General features: G+C 45.8%; 18 protein-coding genes. 17 read left to right on the top strand and 1 reads right to left on the bottom strand.

Going from position 1 to position 22,223, the window contains the following annotated elements; genetic code table 11:
• Positions 1-8 precede the first annotated feature (8 nt).
• The 4 genes from C7J97_RS10860 (at position 9) to C7J97_RS10845 (ending at position 2,970) form a co-directional block, all read left to right on the top strand.
• Positions 9-416, top strand: coding sequence for an SMI1/KNR4 family protein (locus C7J97_RS10860; RefSeq protein ID WP_170126665.1), 408 nt, complete (start codon positions 9-11; stop codon positions 414-416).
• Positions 417-528: 112 nt separating this feature from the next.
• Positions 529-891 carry a helix-turn-helix domain-containing protein gene (locus C7J97_RS10855; protein WP_113992592.1) on the top strand — a complete coding sequence of 121 codons (363 nt, stop codon included), beginning with the start codon at positions 529-531 and terminating at the stop codon, positions 889-891.
• A 202-nt stretch (positions 892-1,093) separates the two neighbouring features.
• Complete coding sequence (locus C7J97_RS10850) at positions 1,094-2,299, top strand: AAA family ATPase (RefSeq protein ID WP_113992591.1); 1,206 nt, start codon at positions 1,094-1,096, stop codon at positions 2,297-2,299.
• Positions 2,296-2,970 (top strand): RloB family protein, encoded by a 675-nt coding sequence (locus C7J97_RS10845; RefSeq protein WP_113992590.1) that lies wholly within the window; start codon positions 2,296-2,298, stop codon positions 2,968-2,970. Before C7J97_RS10850 ends, C7J97_RS10845 begins: the two co-directional genes overlap by 4 nt.
• Positions 2,971-3,051: 81 nt before the next feature.
• Here the strand turns inward: C7J97_RS10845 and C7J97_RS10840 are convergent, their stop codons facing one another.
• Positions 3,052-4,755 carry an AAA family ATPase gene (locus C7J97_RS10840; protein ID WP_113992589.1) on the bottom strand — a complete coding sequence of 568 codons (1,704 nt, stop codon included), beginning with the start codon at positions 4,753-4,755 and terminating at the stop codon, positions 3,052-3,054.
• 337 nt (positions 4,756-5,092) lie between these two features.
• Between C7J97_RS10840 and C7J97_RS10835 the strand changes: the two genes are divergently transcribed.
• The 13 genes from C7J97_RS10835 to C7J97_RS10785 all read left to right on the top strand — a co-directional run bounded on the left by C7J97_RS10835 (position 5,093) and on the right by C7J97_RS10785 (position 22,179).
• On the top strand, positions 5,093-6,493 hold the full coding sequence (locus tag C7J97_RS10835; RefSeq protein WP_113992588.1) for a Wadjet anti-phage system protein JetA family protein: 1,401 nt from the start codon (positions 5,093-5,095) through the stop codon (positions 6,491-6,493).
• Positions 6,490-7,137 (top strand): DUF4194 domain-containing protein, encoded by a 648-nt coding sequence (locus C7J97_RS10830; RefSeq protein WP_005920847.1) that lies wholly within the window; start codon positions 6,490-6,492, stop codon positions 7,135-7,137. Before C7J97_RS10835 ends, C7J97_RS10830 begins: the two co-directional genes overlap by 4 nt.
• Positions 7,088-10,471: an ATP-binding protein gene (locus C7J97_RS10825; protein WP_113992587.1), complete on the top strand. Its 3,384-nt coding sequence runs from the start codon at positions 7,088-7,090 to the stop codon at positions 10,469-10,471. Before C7J97_RS10830 ends, C7J97_RS10825 begins: the two co-directional genes overlap by 50 nt.
• Positions 10,431-11,669, top strand: coding sequence for a Wadjet anti-phage system protein JetD domain-containing protein (locus C7J97_RS10820; protein ID WP_113992586.1), 1,239 nt, complete (start codon positions 10,431-10,433; stop codon positions 11,667-11,669). Before C7J97_RS10825 ends, C7J97_RS10820 begins: the two co-directional genes overlap by 41 nt.
• Positions 11,670-11,914: 245 nt before the next feature.
• The gene (locus C7J97_RS10815) at positions 11,915-12,352 is read left to right on the top strand and encodes a DUF4869 domain-containing protein (protein ID WP_015537463.1); all 438 of its coding nucleotides are present in this window, start codon (positions 11,915-11,917) and stop codon (positions 12,350-12,352) included.
• Positions 12,353-12,366: 14 nt separating this feature from the next.
• On the top strand, positions 12,367-13,329 hold the full coding sequence (locus C7J97_RS10810; protein ID WP_113992585.1) for a translation initiation factor 2: 963 nt from the start codon (positions 12,367-12,369) through the stop codon (positions 13,327-13,329).
• Between the two features lie 25 nt (positions 13,330-13,354).
• A complete protein-coding gene (locus tag C7J97_RS10805; RefSeq protein WP_113992584.1) occupies positions 13,355-17,038 on the top strand; it encodes a hypothetical protein in 3,684 nt (1,227 codons plus the stop codon).
• 3 nt (positions 17,039-17,041) lie between these two features.
• Positions 17,042-17,242, top strand: coding sequence for a hypothetical protein (locus C7J97_RS14875; protein WP_147232756.1), 201 nt, complete (start codon positions 17,042-17,044; stop codon positions 17,240-17,242).
• A gap of 14 nt (positions 17,243-17,256) precedes the next feature.
• Complete coding sequence (locus C7J97_RS10800; RefSeq protein WP_113998224.1) at positions 17,257-18,003, top strand: hypothetical protein; 747 nt, start codon at positions 17,257-17,259, stop codon at positions 18,001-18,003.
• Positions 18,004-18,278: 275 nt separating this feature from the next.
• A complete protein-coding gene (locus C7J97_RS15040; protein ID WP_015537467.1) occupies positions 18,279-18,443 on the top strand; it encodes a hypothetical protein in 165 nt (54 codons plus the stop codon).
• 178 nt (positions 18,444-18,621) lie between these two features.
• Positions 18,622-19,554, top strand: coding sequence for a helix-turn-helix transcriptional regulator (locus C7J97_RS10795; RefSeq protein WP_113992582.1), 933 nt, complete (start codon positions 18,622-18,624; stop codon positions 19,552-19,554).
• Positions 19,555-19,625: 71 nt separating this feature from the next.
• Positions 19,626-19,952: a hypothetical protein gene (locus C7J97_RS10790; RefSeq protein WP_113992581.1), complete on the top strand. Its 327-nt coding sequence runs from the start codon at positions 19,626-19,628 to the stop codon at positions 19,950-19,952.
• 19 nt (positions 19,953-19,971) lie between these two features.
• On the top strand, positions 19,972-22,179 hold the full coding sequence (locus C7J97_RS10785; protein ID WP_113992580.1) for a P-loop NTPase family protein: 2,208 nt from the start codon (positions 19,972-19,974) through the stop codon (positions 22,177-22,179).
• The last annotated feature ends 44 nt before the right edge of the window (positions 22,180-22,223 follow it).

Raw genomic sequence — 22,223 nt, 5'->3', positions numbered from 1 at the left:
GAGCAACGATGAACAACACATGGAACTATAAGGAAGATTTACAAGACCCGGAAGCCTTTGAAAAAATTGAAAAACAGTATGACATCAAAATCCCGGAAAAATTGAAAGATTTTGTGGCAGAACATAATGGTGCCAGCCCGAGCGAGTGTGTGTTCGACTCGGAGGGTGGGGAACATTTGTTTGGTGCAGTACTGTCTTTTGACAGCGGAGAAACTTGCAAAACAACTATATATCAGGCGATGGATACCGTTCAGAACAAGTCGGTGATTCCATTTGCAGAAGACCCATTTGGAAACTATATCTGCCTTTCGATGGAAAATGGAAAAATTTTATTCTGGAGCCATGAAACGGATGAAATGACAGTTGCGGGCGATGAATTGGAAAGCTTCCTGAAAGGGCTGCACCCAATCAAATAAAATGGTTAAAAACTATAATTTATGAGTCTATTGCACTTTTGAGTTATTATAATCTGAATCGATTGCACATACAATACAAGTATCACTTCATGGAACGGAGGGTACTTGTACTATGTTGGACTACGCCGACATCGGAAAACGCATCCGTGCCTGCCGCCTTGCAAAAGGCATGACGCAGGAGCAGCTGGCCAATGAGGTTGGCGTGGTGGTCACGCACATCAGCCATATCGAAACAGGCAACTCCGTGCCCAGCCTGAAAACGCTGATCGACATCATCAACGCACTGGACTGCTCCGCAGACGAGCTGCTGTGCATCGAGATCAAAAAAGCAAAGCCGGTGTTCGACAGCTGGATGACCGAACAGCTTGCGGATTGCTCTGCCGATGAGGCAAAGATCATCAAAGAAACGGTGGTCAGCCTGAAAAAATCGCTCCGAAAAGTGTATGGGAAACCATCTAAGAATCGGTATGACTAAAATCTCAAAAGGCTAATATTAAGAGCCTGAAAAGCATCAGTAAACAGAATTAACCGCCCCAGATTCCGTAACAGGCATCTGGGGCGGTTTTTGGTTGATGACATAAGAATGCTTTTAAGCGGCATTTGAGAAATAAAATTTCCAGAATACTGGAATAAAAACTGAAAATGAGCTATAATAATAACAGAAAGGAGTTGAAAGAATGCTTTGCCAGTTTTCTTTTCAGAATTTTAAGTCTTATAAGGATGAAACAACATTTGATTTCCGTGCAATGGCGATTCCGGAGTTTCAAGATGCATTGATCCGACAGGAGAAGGCAGAAGACCTACTTCCGGTCAGTGCAGTCTACGGCCCCAATGGTGGCGGTAAGACAAATCTGCTTCAGGCATTCTTTTGCCTGATTAACCTTGTCGTAAAGCCAATCCATGCGCTGGAGAAGAATCGACAGCCTATGATCTTCCAGCAGGGCAGCAGTGTGGCTCCTTTTATGCTGGATGAAAACTCTGTAAATGAGCCTACGATTTTTCAGGTGTTTTTCCGTGTAGGCGAGAAGGAGTACCAGTATTATATTTCTCTCAAGGAAGAAATTGTTTTTGAGTCGCTGCTGTGGCGTACTCTTGGCGGCAAGAAGACGGGCCTGATTTTTGAGCGAGACGGCCAGAAGATTGAATTGGGTGCAAGTATCAATAAGGCAAGCATCAACTTGGACGTCAACCCGAAGATGCCGTATCTTTCTTTTTTGGCAATCAACTACAATATCCCTGTGATTGCAGAAGTGCAGAATTGGTTTGAATCCTGTATTACACAGAGCTACGCAAACCCCAGAGTAGAAAACATTGTGCTGGTGTCCAAGAGTGAGACGACTAAGGAAAGCCTGATTCATGCACTGAATGATGTGGGTATTGATTTGTCCGGTTATCGCTATGATGAAGATAGCAAGCACCTGTTTACGCAAAGAACGATCAACGGCAAGGTCTACGAGCTTCCCTTTGAAGCAGAGTCGGATGGAACCAAGAAAATGATTGCAGCCTTGCCGGTTCTGATGGTAGCATTGCAGGAAGGCCGCACAGTGGTTGTGGACGAGCTGGATGCCAAGCTGCATCCGAAGCTGCTCCGGTATGTGATTCAGATGTTCAAGAACCAAGAACTGAACAAGAAGGGCGCACAACTGTTATTCAGTTCTCACGACCTGACTACGATGAAAAACACTGTTTTCCGCCGTGATGAAATTTGGTTTGCTGCGATGAATGATAATCATGAGAGCGAGATTTATTCGCTTTACGAATTCCGGCAGGAGGACAATACTCGCGTCAAGAGCACAGCGGCCTTTGACAAGCAGTATCTGGAAGGCCGATATGGTGCAGACCCCTACCTTTCTAATATGCTGACAGGGAGGGATTGGGCATGAGTCTGAAACCTCCGAAAAAGAGCGACCTTGGAAAAAGCTGGATGAAGAATCGCCGTGATAAGGCGAGGATGATTCAGCCGGAATACCACTTAATTGCATCTGAAGGTACAGAAACCGAGCCGCAGTATTTTGGCGCAATTCAACGGATTATCAATTCTAAATACCGTGATAGAATCCAGCTAAAGGTAGAGGGCATTGGCGACAATACGGTGAATTTGTTGATGAAAGCTCGTCAATACGTTCAGAATAACGGCATTGTGTTTAAGCACGTCTGGATTGTCTATGACACAGATGATTTTCCGGCAGAAAATATCGACATGGTAGCACAGCTGTGCGAAGAATACAGTGCACAAGGTGAGACGATTTACCATGCTGTATGGTCGAACCAGTGCGTAGAACTGTGGTATTTGCTGCATTTTATGTATATGGATACTGATATTGACAGATCTCGTTACTGGCCGAAGCTGAGCGATTGGCTGAAAAACATTGGTGCAGGGAGTTACGAGAAGAACCGCCCGGATATGTATGAAGTGCTGCGACCTTACATGGACATTGCGATTGCCAATGCAAAGCGATTGGACAAGCAAAACGAAGGACGGAAGCCGTCTGAATCAGCACCCGGAACAAAAGTTTACGAACTGGTTGAGATGCTGAAGCCGTATTTGAAGTAGCTTTGTAATATGGCATTGAGTGATGCCACATGAATAAAAGCCCCGAAACTCAAATAAGTTTCGGGGCTTTATGTAAAAAAACTATGAGTGATTGCTTGCGACAACAGCAGAAAATTGCGATTCTGAAAGGTAAGGCGTTACTTGATATAAATCGATGTTTCTTCCGAACTTCTGTTGTAATTTGGATTTCAAGACGCCTGCAATAGTTTTTCCATAGGCATAAACGCGCTTGTTTTCATCGTATTTGCTCTGGGCAATCGTTATGAAACTACCATCACTCTTGTTTTTATTTAAACTTAGTCGATGCGTAAAAAATTTATTTTTGGATTTTTCATCCTGCTCGTTAATAGAGGAAAGCAAGAACTCTTGTGCTTCTGAAATTGTTAAAGGAAGACTTAAACGATTGCAAATTTCACACACGTGATTTTCATCGCAATAATACATTTCAACATCGTTGAATTTTGAAATAACACAAGTGACTCGAGAATCGAATTCGATAGCTCTTTTAGTTTCGGAAACCTCATCATCATATAATCCGTCACGATCACGATAGACAATAATCCTTAAGTCTGGATTGATATCTAATAAGAACTGAGCAAACATTTTTGCGGAGTCAATCTTGGTTACACTGTTATATGAATAAATCTGAAATTCATCTCGCGCATATCCTGATGCTTCTAATATTCCTCGTAAATATTTATGACTGGTTTCTGATGAGTCTTCAGTAAGGATAATGTACTTCAAGTCTCCGTTTCGAATATGATCATATTCATCTAAAGCACCCAATTCCAAAAGTCCGATATAGTGATTATACTCGGAATCAGAAACAGTTCCGTTCTTTACCAAGAAAAATTTGGCATCTTCTTGAAGAGCAGCCATCAGATGCCGTGAGTGAGTAGAAATAAGGACGGTAGTTTGTGTTTTATCAGAGATAGAAACCAGAAGTGTTGCAAGAGCGCGTTGATTGTCGGGGTGCAGATGAGAATCGGGTTCATCAAGAAGAAGCAGGGCGGGTTTGAAATAATTAACATATGCAGCAATTTGTGTTGCTTGAAGAACGCCTGTTCCTGCGAGATCAATAGGCAATAGTGGCGCAGAAGATGTTAGTCTGAATTTTATATCAATAAAACCATCGACCTCAGGTCTAGCGTTGATTTCAAATTCGATTTCTGGAAAAATAACTTTTATATCGGTTAAAAATCTACACCAGCCTTCATGGTCTTGACTCAGAAGATTGATAACATTGCGAAACACCGTATTGGAGTCACCTTTAGCCGCGATTCGGCGGACAACACCGACGGTTCGAATTTCTTCCTCAAAAGGAATTCCTGCAAGACCAGGGACATACATACAAAAAGGAGCCTCGAGGGATGCAAGCTTTTGACCTACATTTGCACCCTCAAAGCGAGCAGCAATATTTTTATTTCTGCCTTTTCGAAAAGTTGCAGTAGCAATATCACCGGAATCTTCTAAAAAAGAAACTGCAATGCCTAAATCTGAGTCTTCTTTAAGAACACCGCCTTGGGCGAGTGTATAAGGATCTTTTACAGGAGAGTATACTAATTGATCCGGATAGACAGAAGTTGCCCATACTCCATTTTTATCAAACTTTACATTTTGCGAATAGGTCTTAGCGGTTTGAGCAACAGATGTTGCAAATTGAAGAGCTTGAAGGACACTGCTTTTCCCAGCATTGTTAGTACCGACAAGAACATTTATTTTGCTTAAATCAAGGGTGGCGCTACTGATTGACTTGAAACGCTCAATTTTGACTTGCTTAACCATGTAGAAACCTCAGTTATGGTAGAAAGTAAATTTAACTGCAATTCTATAGGTATTCTACATCAAATACGGGGCCTTTGGCAAGAACAATGGAGAAATATAAGAGAATCTAGCACATTCGAAATGAAAATTCAAGCTGATTTGAACGCTCTGCAATTTTGGCACCCGCCCAGGCTGCGATTAAGTCTCCCCGGAAATAAAATCTGATAGGACAAAGAAGATAAAAGCTCTTGGCTTCTGTAATGGAGGCCAAGAGCTTTTTGCATCTTGTTTTGTAAGAGGAAAGAGGTTACAATAATAGAAAAGAAAGCGTATATCAGTCGAATAAGGTGGTAGGCCTATGAAGTTTTTTGAAGCGGTTCCAAGCGAACTTTTCTCGCCGCTGGCTTCGCCCAACCGTATTTTATATGCGGATGCGCTGGACGTACTGTACGCAGCATACCAAGAAAACCTGAAAATACGGGAAGATGTCTTGTATTCCATGCTGCGCGGCAGGCTGGAGCAGGAACTGGCGGATGCTACGTTTGAAGATGAAGACATTGACGAAGAGGAACTGAGGGATATCTCTGGCCGCGCTCGTTTTTTGATCCGCAAGCTGTGTAGTAAGGGGTGGTTTGAGAAAGAACGCGGGGACGACTTTGAAGAGTACATCACGATTCCTAATTACAGCAGTCGCCTGCTGGAACTATTTCATCAACTCAGGGATGATAGTCCGGCTCGTGGATATTCCTATGTGTTCGGAACTTTCTCAGTCTTAAAGACCGCCGACGACAGCAACAATGCTTACGATAAAATGACGGCTCTCTATAGTGCCTACGATAACACAACGGCGCTGATTAGCTTGTTGCAAATGGTCTATCATAATGTGAAGCATTATTTTCAGACGCAGATCGATATGCAGGATATCAACCAGGTGCTGGCTGCACACTTTAACGACTTCGGACAAAAGGTTGTGGAGGCATATATCCGTCCGCTGAAAATCAAAGATTCAGTGCCGAAGTATCGTGTGCCCATTCAGTCTGTGCTTAGGCGCTGGGAAGAGGATGACACCTTGCTGATGGCGATGGCAAATGAAGCATTGCGTGATAAGCGGGGCAAGACATTGGAAGACTGCCGTGCCGATCTGCTGAGGAAAATTTTCTGGATCGAAGAACGCTATGACAATTTAGAGAAGGACTATCTTGAGGAAATTGATACGCAGGTCCGGCGCTATACCAGGGCAGCAACACAGAAAATCGAGAACCTGACGAACCGAGATCAAAGCGTGCGCGGCAATTTGAATGTTTTGCTGACGGCACTGTCCAGAAACCGCAGGGCGTCTGAGCTGGTGGACCAGATACAACCGGCATTTCAATTGTATGAGCAGTCTTTTTTGTCAGAAAAAAGTCTGTGGTACCGTAAGCGCCCCGAAAAACGGACAAAAACCGCGTCGGTGCTGATACAAGATGATCAGGCACCGAATACGGAAGAACAGGTCAGAGCGGCACAGTTACTGCAATCGAAATATGGCCGGGCAGCAGTAAATGATTACGTGCAGGGATGGCTGGGAGACGCTGACATTCGTTGCTCGGAGGAGCTCTCGCTTGAAGAAGACAAGGATTATATCATGAGTTTGCTGGCAATCCTTGGAAGCAAGGATGCATCTGCCGGTTATGTGGTCCAGGAACTCGGTGGCATTTTTTGCAAAAATGGCTATTCGATCCCGCAAATGCAGATCCGGAGGAAGGAGAAGAAGCCGTGAATTTTGATTTTGTTACCAATGCAACGGCAAAAGAACTGGAACAATTCAAATCTGTCTGCAATCAGCTGCTCAGCCGCACATACATTGTGCGAACCATCTACCAGCCGGGAAAAGGCAGGGTGGATAACCCAGACTATCTTTTTCTATCACGGCACTATGAGGCTGTACAGGAGTACCTGAGCCTGCTGGACTGGGATTTGCGCAGGGATGAACTGAACGGATACTTTTATGTGTTGAACACAGACGAGGCTAACCGTTGCAACCTCAATAAAAAAGAAACGGCGATTTTGCTGGCATTACGGCTGATCTACGAAGAAAATATGGAGCGTTTGGGTTTGGAGCAGGATGCCGTGTGTACTGTGCGGGATGTGCTGGAAAAAGTGGTGACCGACTATCCCGTTTTTCCGGCTAAGCCGAATATGGAAGAGGTCAAACGCGCGTTTACGGTACTGGAAAACCATTCTGTGATTCAAAGACTGGAAGGAAAATTCAACCAGGGCAGCTGCAGGATCGCAATATTGCCCACCATTCTCTCTGCGGTCTCCAGCGAAAAGCTGAACTTGGTGGTGTCTGTTTTGAAAAAGGAGGAAACAGATGAAGAAGCTGAAGAAGATCCTGCTGATCAACTGGCTCTATTTCAGTAAGGAACTGATTGAAGTGGGCGACATCAATTTTCTGACAGGCAAGAACGGCGCCGGAAAGTCAACGGTCATCGATGCACTGCAGATCGTACTGCTGGGCGAGACCAACGCCCGCAACTTTAATCAGGCGGCCAACGAAAAATCGCAGCGCACACTGGAAGGCTATCTGCGCGCCGACATGGATGATAACAGCCCGTATTCCCGTCGTGGTAAGGACTTTTCCACCTATATTGTCTGCGAATTTCAGGATGAGATGGAGGGCAGCAGCTTTGTGACGGGCGTTACCTTTGACTGCCGCAGCGATGGAAGTTACCGTGATACATTCTTTATTTACACGGGGACACTGCCGGAAAATTGCTTTATTGAGCAGGGTGAGGCAATGGAGACTTCTGCACTTCGCCGTTTTTTGAAGCAGAACTATGCACGGGCAGAATTTTACGATACTCAAAAAGAGTATCGCTGCAACATGCTTGCAAAGTGGAACGTCCACAACGAGCAGGTCTTACGGATGATGAAGAAGGCTGTTTCGTTCCGGCCAATTGTGGATATCCAAAAATTTATTACGGAGAACATCTGCGATATTCCGGATAAACCCAATATTGAGCTGATGCAGCAAAACATCCGGGATTATAAACGGCACGAATTGCTGGCGCAGCGTCAGCAGGAAAAGCTGGATGCACTGCAGCAAATCAGCAGGCTGTATCAGGAGATGAACCAAGCCATAGACCGCTGCCAGATCCAGAAGTTTCTGGTACGGTGGGCCGAAAAAGAAGCTGCGCAGACAGAGATCGACCAGAGGGAATTGGAACGAACTGAATGCAAGGAGAACCTTGCAAATGTGAATGAGCAACTGAAGGAGCTTGAGCGGCAGATCGAACAGAAAGAAACGCGCCGCAGTGAGCTGGAGCTGGCCTGTAGGCAGAGCAACGTTTTCCAGGAGGAAGAGCGTCTGCTCAACACGGAAAAGGCTCTGAGAGATGAGCAGAAAAAGCTGGAACAGGGTCTGCAAAATCTTGAAGTGGAGATTAAGCGGGAAGCACGGCATTTGCAGAGATTCTGTGGGGAGATACAAGAACTGGAACCGGAAGAACTTCTCATACCGGTGCAGGAAGCGGCGAACACTGTGCAGAAAGCATATGCTGTATTTACTGGGGACGAGAAGGGATTGTTTGCCCGGCCTGTGGAGTTGTTTGAAACGGGGCAGCAGGCAGCGGCTGAATTGTCGGATGCTGTCCGCAGTGCGGCTCATAAAACAGAGGATCGTATTGTAGAGCTGAAGAAGCAAGCCGACCAGAAAAGTGCGGTGCTTGCAAATCTGCGCAGGAACATCAAAGATTATCCCCATGGGCTTCTGCTGTTCAAAGACCGGCTGGAAAAGGATCTGGCGGATAAAACGGGGCATGCGGTTCCCGTTTATATTCTGGCTGATGTGCTGGAAATGGCAGATGAGCGCTGGCGTGGAGCGGTAGAAGGCTACCTAAATAACCAGAAATATTATCTGCTGGTGGAGCCGGGACGTTATCAGGATGCACTTAACATTTACGACCGGCTGAAGCAGGAAGCAGAGTACCGTGCGTTTGGTCTGGTAGATATCGGAAAACTGCGGGAAAAAGAAACACTTCGCCCGCTGCCCGGCAGTCTGGCAGAAAAGGTGGAGACAGAAAACAAGCTGGCACGCAGCTATGTGGACTATCTTCTGGGTCGGGTGATATGCTGCGACATGGCAGAACAGTTGCGCTGCTATAAGACGGCAATTACGGCAGAGGGAATGCTGTATCAGGGCTATGTGGCCCGCGCACTTCGGAAGGGCTGGATGGAAGACGCCTTCATCGGGCGGCGTGCGGTGCAGCTCCGCATCGACCATCTGGAAAAGGAACTGGCCTGTCTGCAGGAAGAGCTGCGGCATTGGCAGCCGCTCCAGAAGCAGCTGACCGGCCTGCAGGAGCCGCTTTTTACCCAAAGATTTGTCCGAATCGATGTGGCGCAAAAGCAGGAGGACTACCAGCGCGTCCAGACGATCATCAAGGAAATCGCAGAAGTCAAAAATCAGCTTTCCCAGCTGAATCTGTTCTGGTTGGATGAGCAGCGGCGCATCATTGAACAGTTGAAAGAAGAGATCCTTGCATTCAATAAGGAAAAAGATGCGAAAAATGTGCAAAAAGGGAAGTTGGAAGGCCGCATCCATCAGCTGGAATATGAGATCTTGCCGGAAAAATACCAACGGTATGAGGCCATCGAAGATATTTTGAACGAGGAGTTCACGAAGGAATACCGAGAAACCATCGGCATTCCCCGCTATCGGCAGGAGCTTGTCCGCTTGAAAAAGGCAGATGTCATCCGCAAGAACTTCGGCGACAGTTTGGCGCAGAGCACAAAGGCGATGGACGGGGCTCAGAAGAAACTGCTTGCAGCACGCAGAGAATATGCAGAACGGTTCAAACCTTGTGCATTCCAGATCGAGGTGATGGATAACACCGAATACGAGGAAGAACGGCGCACTCTGCGGGAAAGCGAGCTGCCCCGATACAAAGAAAAGATCCGGGCGGCACGGGAAAGCGCAATGGAGCAATTCCAGAACGATTTCCTTGCCAAACTGAAATCCAGCATCGACCAGGTGCAAGACCAGGTGCACAATCTGAACAAGGCTCTGCGTCAGGCACAATTTGGCACAGACAAGTACCAATTCCGCGTAGGGCCAAACCCGGATTATCTGGATTACTATAACATGATCACGGCAGATGAACTGATGGAAGGCGAATCCGGTCTATTCGCACTGCCCTTTCAGCAAAAATACGGCCCATTGATCGAAAAACTGTTCAGCCAGATCACAATGGCAGACGATACGCAGCTCAATGCCCGCAAACAGAGCGAACTGCAGGAGAATATCGTCCGCTATACAGACTTCCGGACATATCTGAAGTTTGATTTGGAAACGACCGATCAGAATGGTTCCAAGCAGCTGCTTTCTCAAACACTGAATATGAAGTCCGGTGGCGAAACACAAACGCCATTCTATATTGCGGTGCTGGCCTCGTTTGCCCAGCTGTACCGCGTCAACGACGCTACCCGTTTTGGTAATACGGTGCGTCTGGTGGTGTTCGATGAAGCTTTCAATAAAATGGATAGTGACCGGATCACGGAGAGTGTACTCCTTCTCCGAAAGATGGGGCTGCAGGCGATCATCTGTACGCCGCCGGATAAGGTCTCGGACATTATGCCCATTGCAGACCGTACATTATTAGTGGACAAATCCGGATACCGGATGCATATCATTCCATTTGGAAAGGAGATGCAGAATGAAGGAAGCACAGGTGATCCTGAATCGTCTGCTGGATAAGTTTGAAAACAGTAAGCATCTTTCTGAACCCAACACATCCAGACGTCGGGTAATGCTGCGCATTGATAAAAGGGAGTTGCCGGAGTATCAATACGAAGATGCGGTGGTTCGGGATGCTTACAATATTGCAGCGCGGGAGCTGGAGCAGCAGGCTTTGGTGCGTCTGGAATGGGCGAGAAAGCAGAGCGTTCTCTCCTGCATTGTGCTGGATCTGGAACGGGTCGCACAGTGCTATGAATGCGCCGACAGAGTGCATCCGCGAAAAAAGGCAGAAGAGGTTGCAAACATCATCATGCAGAAGCTGGAAGACAATCCCGTTCCATGGATCGCGGCATGGAGGGATGCTGTATGTGCTCAGGTGCGGAACAGCATGAAAGTGCCGACGTATTGCAGGGAAAACGACGGTCTGCTGCAGGAGCTTTTGCTCACGTTTCAACGGTATGCGGAGCTGTCCGGCAGTGTGACGATGCGTGCATTCAGCAGCCAGTGTTTTCACGATACCAAGTATTTTGAGCGAAATGTACGGGAGCTGTTTCTTACCATTGCACGAAAGTACAATACCCAACTGTCGGCGGCCTGTACAGAAGCGGAACTTGGTGAGCGGGATCAGCTTGCATTTCTGGGAATCTATGCCCGCCCGGAGCTTTACGAACTCTCGGGCGATGGCGCAATCTGCTTGAAGAAGGGAGAACTACGGCTCAGCGCAACAGAACCTTATGGATTGGCTTTGCCCAGTACACTTGTGTCAGAGATTGTGGACATTGAACTAAAAAACATCTGCTGCATTACCTTTATCGAAAATAAAACGAACTATGATGAATATTTGCTGGCGGAAAAACAGCCGGAAGAACTTGTTGTTTATCACGGCGGCTTTCTGAGCCCGCGGAAGAAAAAACTTTTTGAAAAACTGGCTGCTGCGGCAGGGGAAACTATGCAAATTCGATTCTGGGCGGATATTGATCTGGGCGGTTTTTGTATGTTTGAAAACCTGCAAACGGTGTTTCCACAGCTTGAACCCATGCGTATGGAAGGGCGCTTTGTGGAACAGTACCACAAAAATGGCCTGAAGCGGCCGGAGCAGTATCTGAAGAAGCTGAAGGAAGAGCGGAATGCGGGAAGACATACGCTGTTTGTTGATGCAATTGATAAGATTTTGCAATATGGGGTCACAATCGAACAAGAAACATTTCTGGAGTAGAATTCATGCGAAGATAAAAACGCTTGTTGCCCCATAAAAACGTACTATTATTCTTTCCAACGCTCTGCAATTTTGACATCCGCTCAGGCTGCAATTAAGTCTCCCCGGAAATAAAATCTGGTAGGACAAAGAAGATAAAAGCTCTTGGCTTCTGTAATGGAGGCCAAGAGCTTTTTGCATCTTGTTTTGTAGGCTGAAAGAGGGTACAATGATAGCAGAAGTACGCACATCGATGAGGTGATAAGATGCTGAACATTTTTTACGGTGATATGAAGGAAGCTGTGTATAATACAGCTTCCTATTTCAAATATGATTACGAGGAAGGCTGGATCGTTGACCCGATGGTCAAGGAAATGATTCAGGATGTAGATAGATCCACTGTGATTGACAGTGGTATCATTGACAGCCCGGTCTTGGGTAAAATTCCACCGATTGGTTTGTCTGGTGGCGTAAAGACACTGATTTTGGTAAAGTTTGAGCCGGAGAAAGTGTTCAATGTATCGACTTGTGGCAACAACTGTGCAAAGTGGCTGCTCAAAATTGCAGAGCAGGAGGATCGCACGGTGAATTTGCGTCACCTGATGGATTTTGGCAAAAAGCCATTTACAGTAAAAGTGCTGAATACGAATCAAATCGTTCACAGTATGGAAGAGCTGATTTTGGTCGCAGGTGAGTTTGTGTAAAGGGGCTGACAAAAATGAAAGGCATTCATAAAGTGGTCGTTGGCACAAAGTACCTGAAATATGAATTTGAACTGCGGCGCAACTTAACTATCATTCGCGGGGATAGCGCAACGGGTAAAACGACCCTCGTGGATATGATTCGTACACATATGAACGATGGAGAAAGTGGACCGGTCACTCTGAATTGTGACAAAGGTTGCTATGTGGTAGAAGGAAATCTTTGGAAGGGACAACTTGACAATATTCAGGACAGCATTGTTTTTATCGACGAAGGAAACGAGTTTGTCAAGACCAAAGATTTTGCACGTGCGATTCAGCAGACCGACAACTATTATGTCATCGTGACCAGAGAGGGTTTGCCGGCCTTGCCATACAGTGTGGAAGAAGTGTATGGAATCCGAACCTCTGGAAAGTATGGCTCGCTGAAACAGAGCTATCATTCGTTCTATCGAATTTACCCGGATAGTACGACTGAGAATATTAAGCTGGAGAAGATCTTGACTGAGGACAGCAATTCGGGTTATCAATTCTTTGATGCGGTCTGCGCAGAGCATCAAATGCAGTGTGACACTGCAAACGGAAAGTCAAATGTGTTTTCCTATTTGAAAGCTCATAGGGATGAAAAAATCTTGGTAATTGCAGATGGCGCTGCCTTTGGCCCGGAAATGGATAGAGTGTTGCAGTTGGTGCAGACAAGAAAAAATCTGGCACTATATCTGCCGGAATCTTTTGAATGGCTGATACTTTCCTCTGGAATTTTGAAAGATGCAGAGACCACACAGATTTTGCAAACACCATCTAACTACATCGATAGTAAGAAATATTTTAGTTGGGAGCGTTACTTTACAGAACTTCTGACAGAAAAAACTTCTAGAACGTATTTGAATTATACTAAGAAAACACTGAACGAGGCTTATTTGAATGATGGTACGAAAAATGCGATTTTGAGACAGATGGGAAAATTAAAGATAGATTAATCATTATACGAAAGGAGAACCTTTAATGGCTCTTGGTGAAGAACGATTTGTGGGACTTGCTGCGGATTTTGAAGGCAAGTTAAGAATGAAAAACGCAATCCTGTTCATTGGACGGAATATGAAAGAGGATGTAGTAAGACAAATCATAGGTTTGTACCCTTGGAAAATTATTGCAACAAGTCGAAACACACTTCCGTTGGAAGAACTTCAAGGTATCCATATTAAGATCTACAGCGATGAAGGCGACATTACGGCGGCAAATCTATGGAAAAATGATGAATTTCCGGTTGTGTACGTTTGGAAAAAAGATGAGTCGTTAAATGAGGAAGAATGCCAAACGCTTGAAATTACTGGAGAGAGTGAAGAAGAATACCGTGTTCGGCGTGCGCAGGGAATGATGAAGAGACTGTGCAAAATGATTGACAATCATAACGCGATGGTAGTTGTTGGATATGCCCCAGAAACAGACAATGATATGCCGTATCGCGCCTTTGCTACAGCAGTCTATAATGATTGCGCAATCGCAGACAATATTCAGTTTTGGAGTGAAAAAAGTGAAGAAACAAAACTGAAAAAATTGGCAGATTTGAAAGGAATAGAATTTCATACGGAGTCGCTGGATGAAGTACTTAAGGCGAGATATGAATGGAATCAATCTGACGAGGTGAAATCTAACGACTCTGATGCGCAATATGAAATTTTCTATAAAAATGGAAAGGCAGTTACAATTTCTAGCCGAGAATTCTTACCATATCGAAAACTAGCATTTGTTTTGACCGAGCAGAAAGTTTTTGCAGTGCGACCTTATGGAAAGGTAATGCAAGCAAAATGGTTCTATAATTTCTTGATAAGAAGTTCTGCGGATGGACCACAGTGGTATGGTTATTTGAAAAATTCGGACTTTCATGTTTCACGAGAATTTGAAATAGTATTAAAGTGTGCCGTAAAACGGGAACTGTTAGGAGAAGCAATTGCTGGTGCTGATAAGGAAATGCCTATTATTTTGTGTGGAGCGCCTGGTAGCAGTAAAAGTGTTGCTCTTGCAGCATTGGCGTATGAAATTTATAGTGAGCATAATAATCCTGTTATCTTTATTGACAATGACACGCTACTGTTCTCTGATAAAAGCGAAGAAGGTGATGCGCTGAAAACTTTGATGGAAAGAATTGATGCTTGTGATGGAGATGCCCGAATTCTTTTGATTTGGGATTGCTCATCGTATCGAAATGTTACCTCCAACGCACAGCATCTTTCACAGATGCTACTGAATCGAGGGCGGAGGTTTGTTTTGGTATGCAGTGCATATGAAACACCTGTTGAGAAAACAAGTAAGAGAAGATGTTTCTCTTATATAGAGGATGGAAAAAAACATTTTGTGCAAAGTACAGATGTGACATCACAAATGTTTTTGGAGAATGGCTGTTGCTATATTAACACTGACCGTGAAATGAATACCAAGGAAAAAAATGATTTCTGGGAAAAAATTAAGACATACTCAGGGATTGAAAATCAGAAATTACAGTTGGAAAAGAAAAATCTTCAGGATCAGATGGACATTTTCCAATGCTTTTATCGAATCATAAATTTGCTACGACCAAATCTGGAAAGAGCACTTGGTCGAGAAGAATTAATGGTCAATCATTATGTGGTGAAACAACTGGACAAGACGTTCTCACAAGAAAACACGAATAATTTGGGTTCAATCGCGCAGGCGTTTATAGAAGCGGGGCTTTCGAGGGAGGAAATGGAAAGTATCCGGCAACGGATTGAAAAACAGGCCGAGGAAAGTTCGAGCGAATATAACTTGGAAAAATTTAATGCGTGCATTGCGCTGTTTGGACGGTTTAAACTGGAAGTTCCATATGCGATTGCGGTATGGATGCTAAAAGAAAATAGTTATGAAAAAGATAAACCTATCAATGTGGAATTGTATAATGTTCTTACAACAAGAATTCCATGGATTCATTACAGTGAAATGAAAGATGGAAGTGATTACGCATTTAGCTTCCGTAACCCATTAGAGGCAGAGATTTTTTTGAGTCGGAATGGAATTAATGCAAATCAACAGGTTGAACTACTGTGCGAAATTCTGAGAGTATATCAAGAACATTGGGAAGAACTTCCGTCTTCTTTTGCACGAAACCTACAGCAACTTATCCGACTGATGGGGCCGAACTCACAGTATACAGCATTTCGTGAAAACGGTGAAAAAAGGCAGGAACATAGTGACATTTTACGGCAAAGTGAAAAAATTGTTCAAACATTGAGAACGGTATGCAATGTTGTTCCGGACAGGGATGCAGGATTTGCTACACTGTTAGTAACATACTCTCGTGAATATTATGGAAAAAAGTGGGAAGAACTTTATAAGTCTAAGCCGGAGACTTACACAGAAGAAAGTTATGAAAAGCGAATTAAAGAGTTGGAAGAGACCATTACTTTTGCAAATCGTCAACTGGAATATCTTGAACGAGGAATTGATGAAGTGCCGACAGGTACCAGAGAGAAAAAATACCTTTCGGATCAGAAAAACGGTTTGATTGTTGAAATAACTCGCTGCAATATTTGGCTGCAGAAAAATTATCGAAGATATCGCGATAAGTTTGGTAAAACCATGGGCATGTTGCCGGGATTGAATTATAGAGATATCTATGAGCAACTCTATAAGGCAATCCTTTATAGTCCAGAGAATGGCCATGTTTATAATGCACTCTTTGATGCATTTGAGGAAGTATATGAACACGGAGATCTGAATGAACAGCAAAAACTGAAATACTTAAGTGAAACAAAGCTAATTGCAGATGATTGTGCAGTTCTTGAGATTCAAAACAGGGGTGCGGATGACCACGATGAGATCCAAGAACACCTTCTCAAAATTCAAGAGTTCGCTACGGAGTACAAAGTTACAATTCGAGATGTTCAGAAAAATACAATGAAACCGGAGTTTGCACAGCTATATCATGAGATGATTGAAACGAATCAGGCAACGGCGGTTACATTTGTTTGCCAGCAAGAACTGGATGCGGCAGGTGTTACGGGAGAAAACAGGAAGCTTGGCGACTTAGAACTTACGAAAGAGCAGCGTAATACTTGCCGAAAAGTTGCAGAATTTATGCAAGAGGAACCCAATAAAACATGCATTCAGGGAAATTACTTTGCACTGAGTCTTCTCCTAAGAGCGGTATGGATGAACGCCACAGGTTACCGCCTGATGGAAAAAGAAGGACAGAAAATTCAACTCTTACCAACTCAATGGAAAGAGATAAGGCGTATCAGCGAGTTGTGCTGTGAAGCTGCGCAGAGCAACACTGTTGGAAATCGCGCACGGCCGATTTTTTCATTGATTCGAGCGCTGGCGGTATTGCAATGTACTCGCGATTTCAAAAAATGTGAGGAGATTATTCAAGGTATTGGAGTGGATCTCTTTACTAGATCTCCTAGAATGAGAGTTCCGTTTATTTATTGTGACCAGGATGGTCCAATTCATTATAATGGTATGATTGAAAAGCTGGAAGGGAGGACAGCTTGGATCCATTTGGAAACAGATGACCCTTACTTGAGTGGGATGCACAAGGTTCGTTACCGTATGGTTGGTGTAACCAGTATGAACAATCCACCCCGGGAAAACGAATATCTGCGTGGGCTGATTTTGGGAATTGGCTATAATGGATTCTCGGCATATAAAGATAATGGGCAGGAGCGGAGGTAAAAAATGGAAAATATTCTGTTTTCAAATACTCCTGCAGAAGAGTTGAATAAACTTGTCCGAACAAAAATAGCAGAGCATCTTTTTCTGATATGTCATTATGAGCCATGTGTGGATGTATTTAGTGAAGATGCAAAATTTGTGGCAGGCTGTTTGAATTTGTATAAGGCGGTAATAGACAGCAGCTGTATTATATTCGTAAGCTAACGAAAAAAGGTTGGTTGAAGAATAATGAGTATCCGTGTGAAGCATCTGAAGATTTAAGGGCATGTGTTGATACGATTAAAGTATTGAGAACGGCTTGGGCGCACAATCAATCCGAAGAGACAAACGACATTGAGAAACAAAAATACGATCAATGGGTGCAGCGCCACCTAAGAAAAGAAAAACCAACAACGACGGAAGACTATGCAGTACTTCTAAAAAGCTTAGAAGAATTAGGGGGTGAGACTTATGAAATGCTCTGTAAATGCATTGAGTCTCTAGAAAAAAATCCTCAAAGGATGTATTTGATTCAAAGCTGGGAAAATGCTACATTTGAATGGTATACAAGCTCTGCAAATCAAGCGATTTTTTTAAATCAGTTATATGCTTGGTGTGCAGCAGATCCTAAATTTGAAGGACGTTCAAAGACTACATTGAAACGGGATGCGGCGAGCATGATTGAAGAATATTATACAAAAGGAGAGAAAATCAAACGATTGGAGGGTTTGCTAGAGTGCATAGGCCGGGCACCAAAGTTGGAAGATAAAATTGCTGAACTACGGGAAGAAAAAGCATTGGCTGAGAGAAAAGCTAAAGAGTACTCGAATAGCGCAAGCCCATGGTGTTTTCAAGACCTTTTGTTTAAGGAATTGGAACAAAAGCTACGCAAAACACTTGATGAGAAGAAGTGTTCAATGTTGCCGGAGGACCTATTACAGTATCAGGTTGAAGCAATTGCAAAAGGCGAAAACAGTAGTTCCTGAATTTCATACTGTTGTTCCGAACGCCCTGTAATTTTGGCACCCGCTCAGGCTGCCATCAAGAACCCCCGCAAGTAATTGCGTGAGCGCTTGAAAAAGCACAAATAAAGCAAACGAACCGCCCCGGTTTCCGTAACAGGAAGCCAGGGCGGTTTTTGTGTTGCAACGTACAGGAAAAGCAGAAAATATCTTTTACAGAAAGGACAAGCAAACTGTCCAACAGGATCGTTATAATAGACAGACAAAAGGGCATAAACGCCATCAAAGGAGAGTGCGCAATGAAAAAAATATGGATGTTTCTGCTGGGCGCGGCATTTGCCGCCGAACTGTTTCTGGTTGTCTGCATGGCAAGCAGAAGTGCATCACCGCGTCAGGTAATGTACACTTTTAAGGATGATGTATGGGATGTGATCTACCGGCTGAACCGCAGATGGAATTTGTGAGAAAAGCACTTGGCTTTTTGGAGGATGGACAGACAAGCTGTCCATCTTTTTTTGTATACTGGGGTTGTGCAAAAGAGACAAAAATTTTGTAGTTGTTTCACAAAACAACAAAATTTCACACAAAGAATTGCGACTGTTGTTGCACTGTGTTACAATGAGCAGAGAAGGAGAATGAACCGTGCGTAATAGTAGATTAGACCGTATACTCTATATTCAGCAGATTCTGGTACAGGGCGGTGTGCTGAACAAACAGCAAACGGCTGACCGCTTCGGTGTCAGTGAGAAAACCATCCAGCGCGATCTTGATACCCTGCGCAGCTATTTTGCAGACAGCGAGCCGCGCCGGGAGATCTTATACAACTCCGCAAAGGGCGGCTACCTGCTGGATGATACGCTTTCCCGTTTCCTCACCAGCAGCGAGATTCTGGCAGTGTGCAAAATTTTGCTGGAAAGCCGCTCCATGGTCAAGGAAGAGATGTTCCCGATTCTGGATAAGCTCATTCTGGCCTGTACACCACTGGACAGGTTGAATCAAGTGAAAGACCTCATCAGCAACGAACGCTTCCATTACGTTGAGCCGCAGCACGGCCGGAAGTTCATTGAAAGCCTGTGGGACATCGGCACGGCAGTAGAAAATCACAATGTTATGGAGATTACCTACTGCCGCACCCATGATGGCGAGACCCGCGTGCGCACCATTGAGCCGGTGGGCATCCTGTTCAGCGAGTATTATTTCTATCTGGCAGCGTTCATCGAGGGCATCGACAAGGATAAGCACTTCCGGAACCCGCAGGATAACTCCCCCACCATTTACCGCATCGACCGTATCCAGAACTATAAGACCCTCGACCGGCACTTTGCCCAGCGCTATACCGACCGCTTTCAGGAGGGCGAGATGCGCAAGCGCATCCAGTTCATGTACGGCGGCGAGTTGCAGACCATCCGGTTCGAGTATACCGGGCCAAGTCTGGAATCCGTGCTCGACCGACTGCCCACTGCAAAGGTTTTGCAGGTGACGGAAAAGGGCTGGATCGTGGAAGCCGAGGTGTTTGGCACGGGCATCCAGATGTGGGTGAGAAGTCAGGGAGATTATGTGAAGGTGATCGGTTGAGCGGACAGAAAACAAATGTGCAGTAGCTGCACAGCGATAATAAAATATTTTGTAATACAGGAGGAACCATTATGCAGGCAGAAAATGCAAAACACGCAGCAGAAATGTTAAAGCGCTCCGGGGAGCTTGCCGGAACGGCAGCGGAAATGCTGGCAGGCGGTGCCGCCGGGGAAGCGGTGCAGCAGCTGCTGGAGCAAGCTCAAAACATTGCCAGCAGTGCACTGGAGCTGCTGGGGCAGTATACCGTGCAGAAAACGCCCCGCAAGCCTTCGCTTTTGCGTAAGGCGGCGGGTGCGGCGATCCTGACAGGGACTGCGCTGTACCTTGTGCCGGAATGGCGGCGGACCGTGGAGGACGCAGTAAAAGTAGTTGCAGACACAGTGCGAGACGTGAAATAAATAGAACGGAGGAAGTAAAATGAGTGCCCAGAAATCGATGATCAGCCCCTATGAGGTGAATGAACTTACGAAGTACTGCCTGAAGATCCTGACCTATACGGATGAACTGCGGGACGATACAGCACTGAAACAGGCTTATGAGAAAGCTAAGGAGTTGGAAAACTCCATTCGGAAACTGAAGATCGCCTCTCTGATGGAGAACAAAACGCTGATCTGCGTTGCGGGTATGCAGGGCGCGGGCAAGACTACCCTGATGAAGAACTTTTACGGCCTGAAGGACGATGCGCTGAGCATCGAGCTGGGCCGCGGCGAGCGCATCCCTGTGCTGATCACGGAGACGGATGTGACTGCGCCGGTCATGAATGCGATCCGCGTCCAGAAGAACGAGGCGGGAGAGTATGCGGCTGTGGAGTGCAGGATGGAGGCAAACGAGTTTGCCCACGCCTCCAAAGGTGAGGACAACAGTATCCTGTATCTGGAGATGTTTGTGCCCTATCGCCATACGCATAACTCGGCGGTTTCCTTTATGCTGCTGCCCGGCTTTGAAAAAAATAACGACTACTGGCGGGAGTTGATCAACTTTGCGGTCAACTCTTCGGATGCAGCGGTCTTTGCGTTCGACGAGTCCCGTTTCTCGCAGGGGGATAACTTTGAGCAGCTGAAAAAGCTGACGGATCGGTTCGGCAACAATATCATTTACGCCATTACCCAGTCGGATGCCAGCAAGGACGACAACGAGGAGGTGCGGCAGTCCTGCATCAAGGCGCTGGAGATCCCACAGGCAAATGCGGACCGCGTGGTCTGTACCGGACAGTATGATGACGAGAAAAAGAACGAGGCATGGATCGAAAAGCTGAAAAATGCCATTGAGCGGTACGCCAGCACTACGGATCAGTCTGCCCGCGATAATACCCGCTACCTGTATGAGGAAGTGGAGCATATCAAGGATACCCTGTATTCCATCAAGGAAGTACTGAAAAGCGACGACAGCGCAGCTGTTGCGGACTACAAGGATAACACCATCCTGAACTATTTTGACTTAGCGCTTGCAAAAAAGCGCAAAGAATATGAAGAGGTGCTGGAAAAAGAGTTTGAGAAGGGTGCCGGCGAGAGCAAGCGGCAGATGGAGAACATTCTGAACAGCAACAAGGAAAAGGGACGAAGCCTTATCTCGATGATCTTCACCAGAGGAAACAGCATCAAAGACGTTCAGGCGGCACGCAAGAATGTGATGCGCTCGTTACAGGTGTGGGACGGTGCATCGGATCAGCCGAAATATCTGTCGGATCAGTGTATGCTGAGCGCACTGGCGACCACGATGAAAGCGCTGGATACTCCGCAGAAAAAAACTGACCTTCAGCGGCTGCTTGAGAGTGAGAACAAGGACAGTAAAAAGGCTCTGAAGGCAGGGGGCGAAAAGAGCCTTCAGCTGACGAATGATGTCTGTGCACTGGTCAGCCAGCAGCCCCCAAAGGACTACGAGATCCAAACCCAAAACACCAGAAGGCTGATGAGCGCGCTGGTGGATATTGCCGTTTATTATTATGGCGTGCTGAGCAGCGATGATCTGGCAATGGTGTGCAGTACGGAAGGAAGACAGGTGGAGGGCTACACGCCCAGCGAAAGCAAACTGGAAATGGACCATATCCAGAATGGTGCACAAGAGGCATGGAAGCTCTTTGTGGATCTCGGAACAACGGGAGCAGGCTTTAAGGATATGGCAGATGCCTCCAAGCGCACCGGTATAGATAAGCTGTTCCGCCGTCCCGCCAAAATGAACAGCTCCTCTATGGGGAAATTCGCCGTTGGTCTGGGCGGCATGGCAGGTATGGATATGCTGGGCGATGCGACCATCAACATGATCCCGCAGATCGCAGCCTCCTTTGGCGTTTCGGTACCGGTAGTGGGTGCTGTAGCTATGGCGCTGATCGCGGGCGGCAGCGGGATTGCAGCCCTGCGGGATCTTTCCGGGGTGCAGTGCGAGAATCTGAGAAGGGCGAACACCGCGATCGACTCGATCTATACGGCACTGAAGGAAGAGGAGCTGAAGCGCTTCGACAAGCAGATGGCAAGGCTGCGGGACACCATCCAAAATAACCTCGAGGATCGGAACGGCGATGTGAAAAAGCCTATGAAAGCGTATAACGCCAAGGCGCAGGTGGATGCTGCTTTGGAACTGCTGCAAACGATCTCGGCCAGATCCAGAGAGGCGCTTTATGCGATGTGAGGAACTTTTTAAGGAAAGAAACTTTTGGCAGAAGAACGCATTTG

Source organism: Faecalibacterium prausnitzii (genome assembly GCF_003324185.1).
GTDB classification, from domain to species: Bacteria; Bacillota; Clostridia; order Oscillospirales; family Ruminococcaceae; genus Faecalibacterium; species Faecalibacterium prausnitzii.
This window is presented reverse-complemented; position numbering and strand designations above follow the sequence as displayed.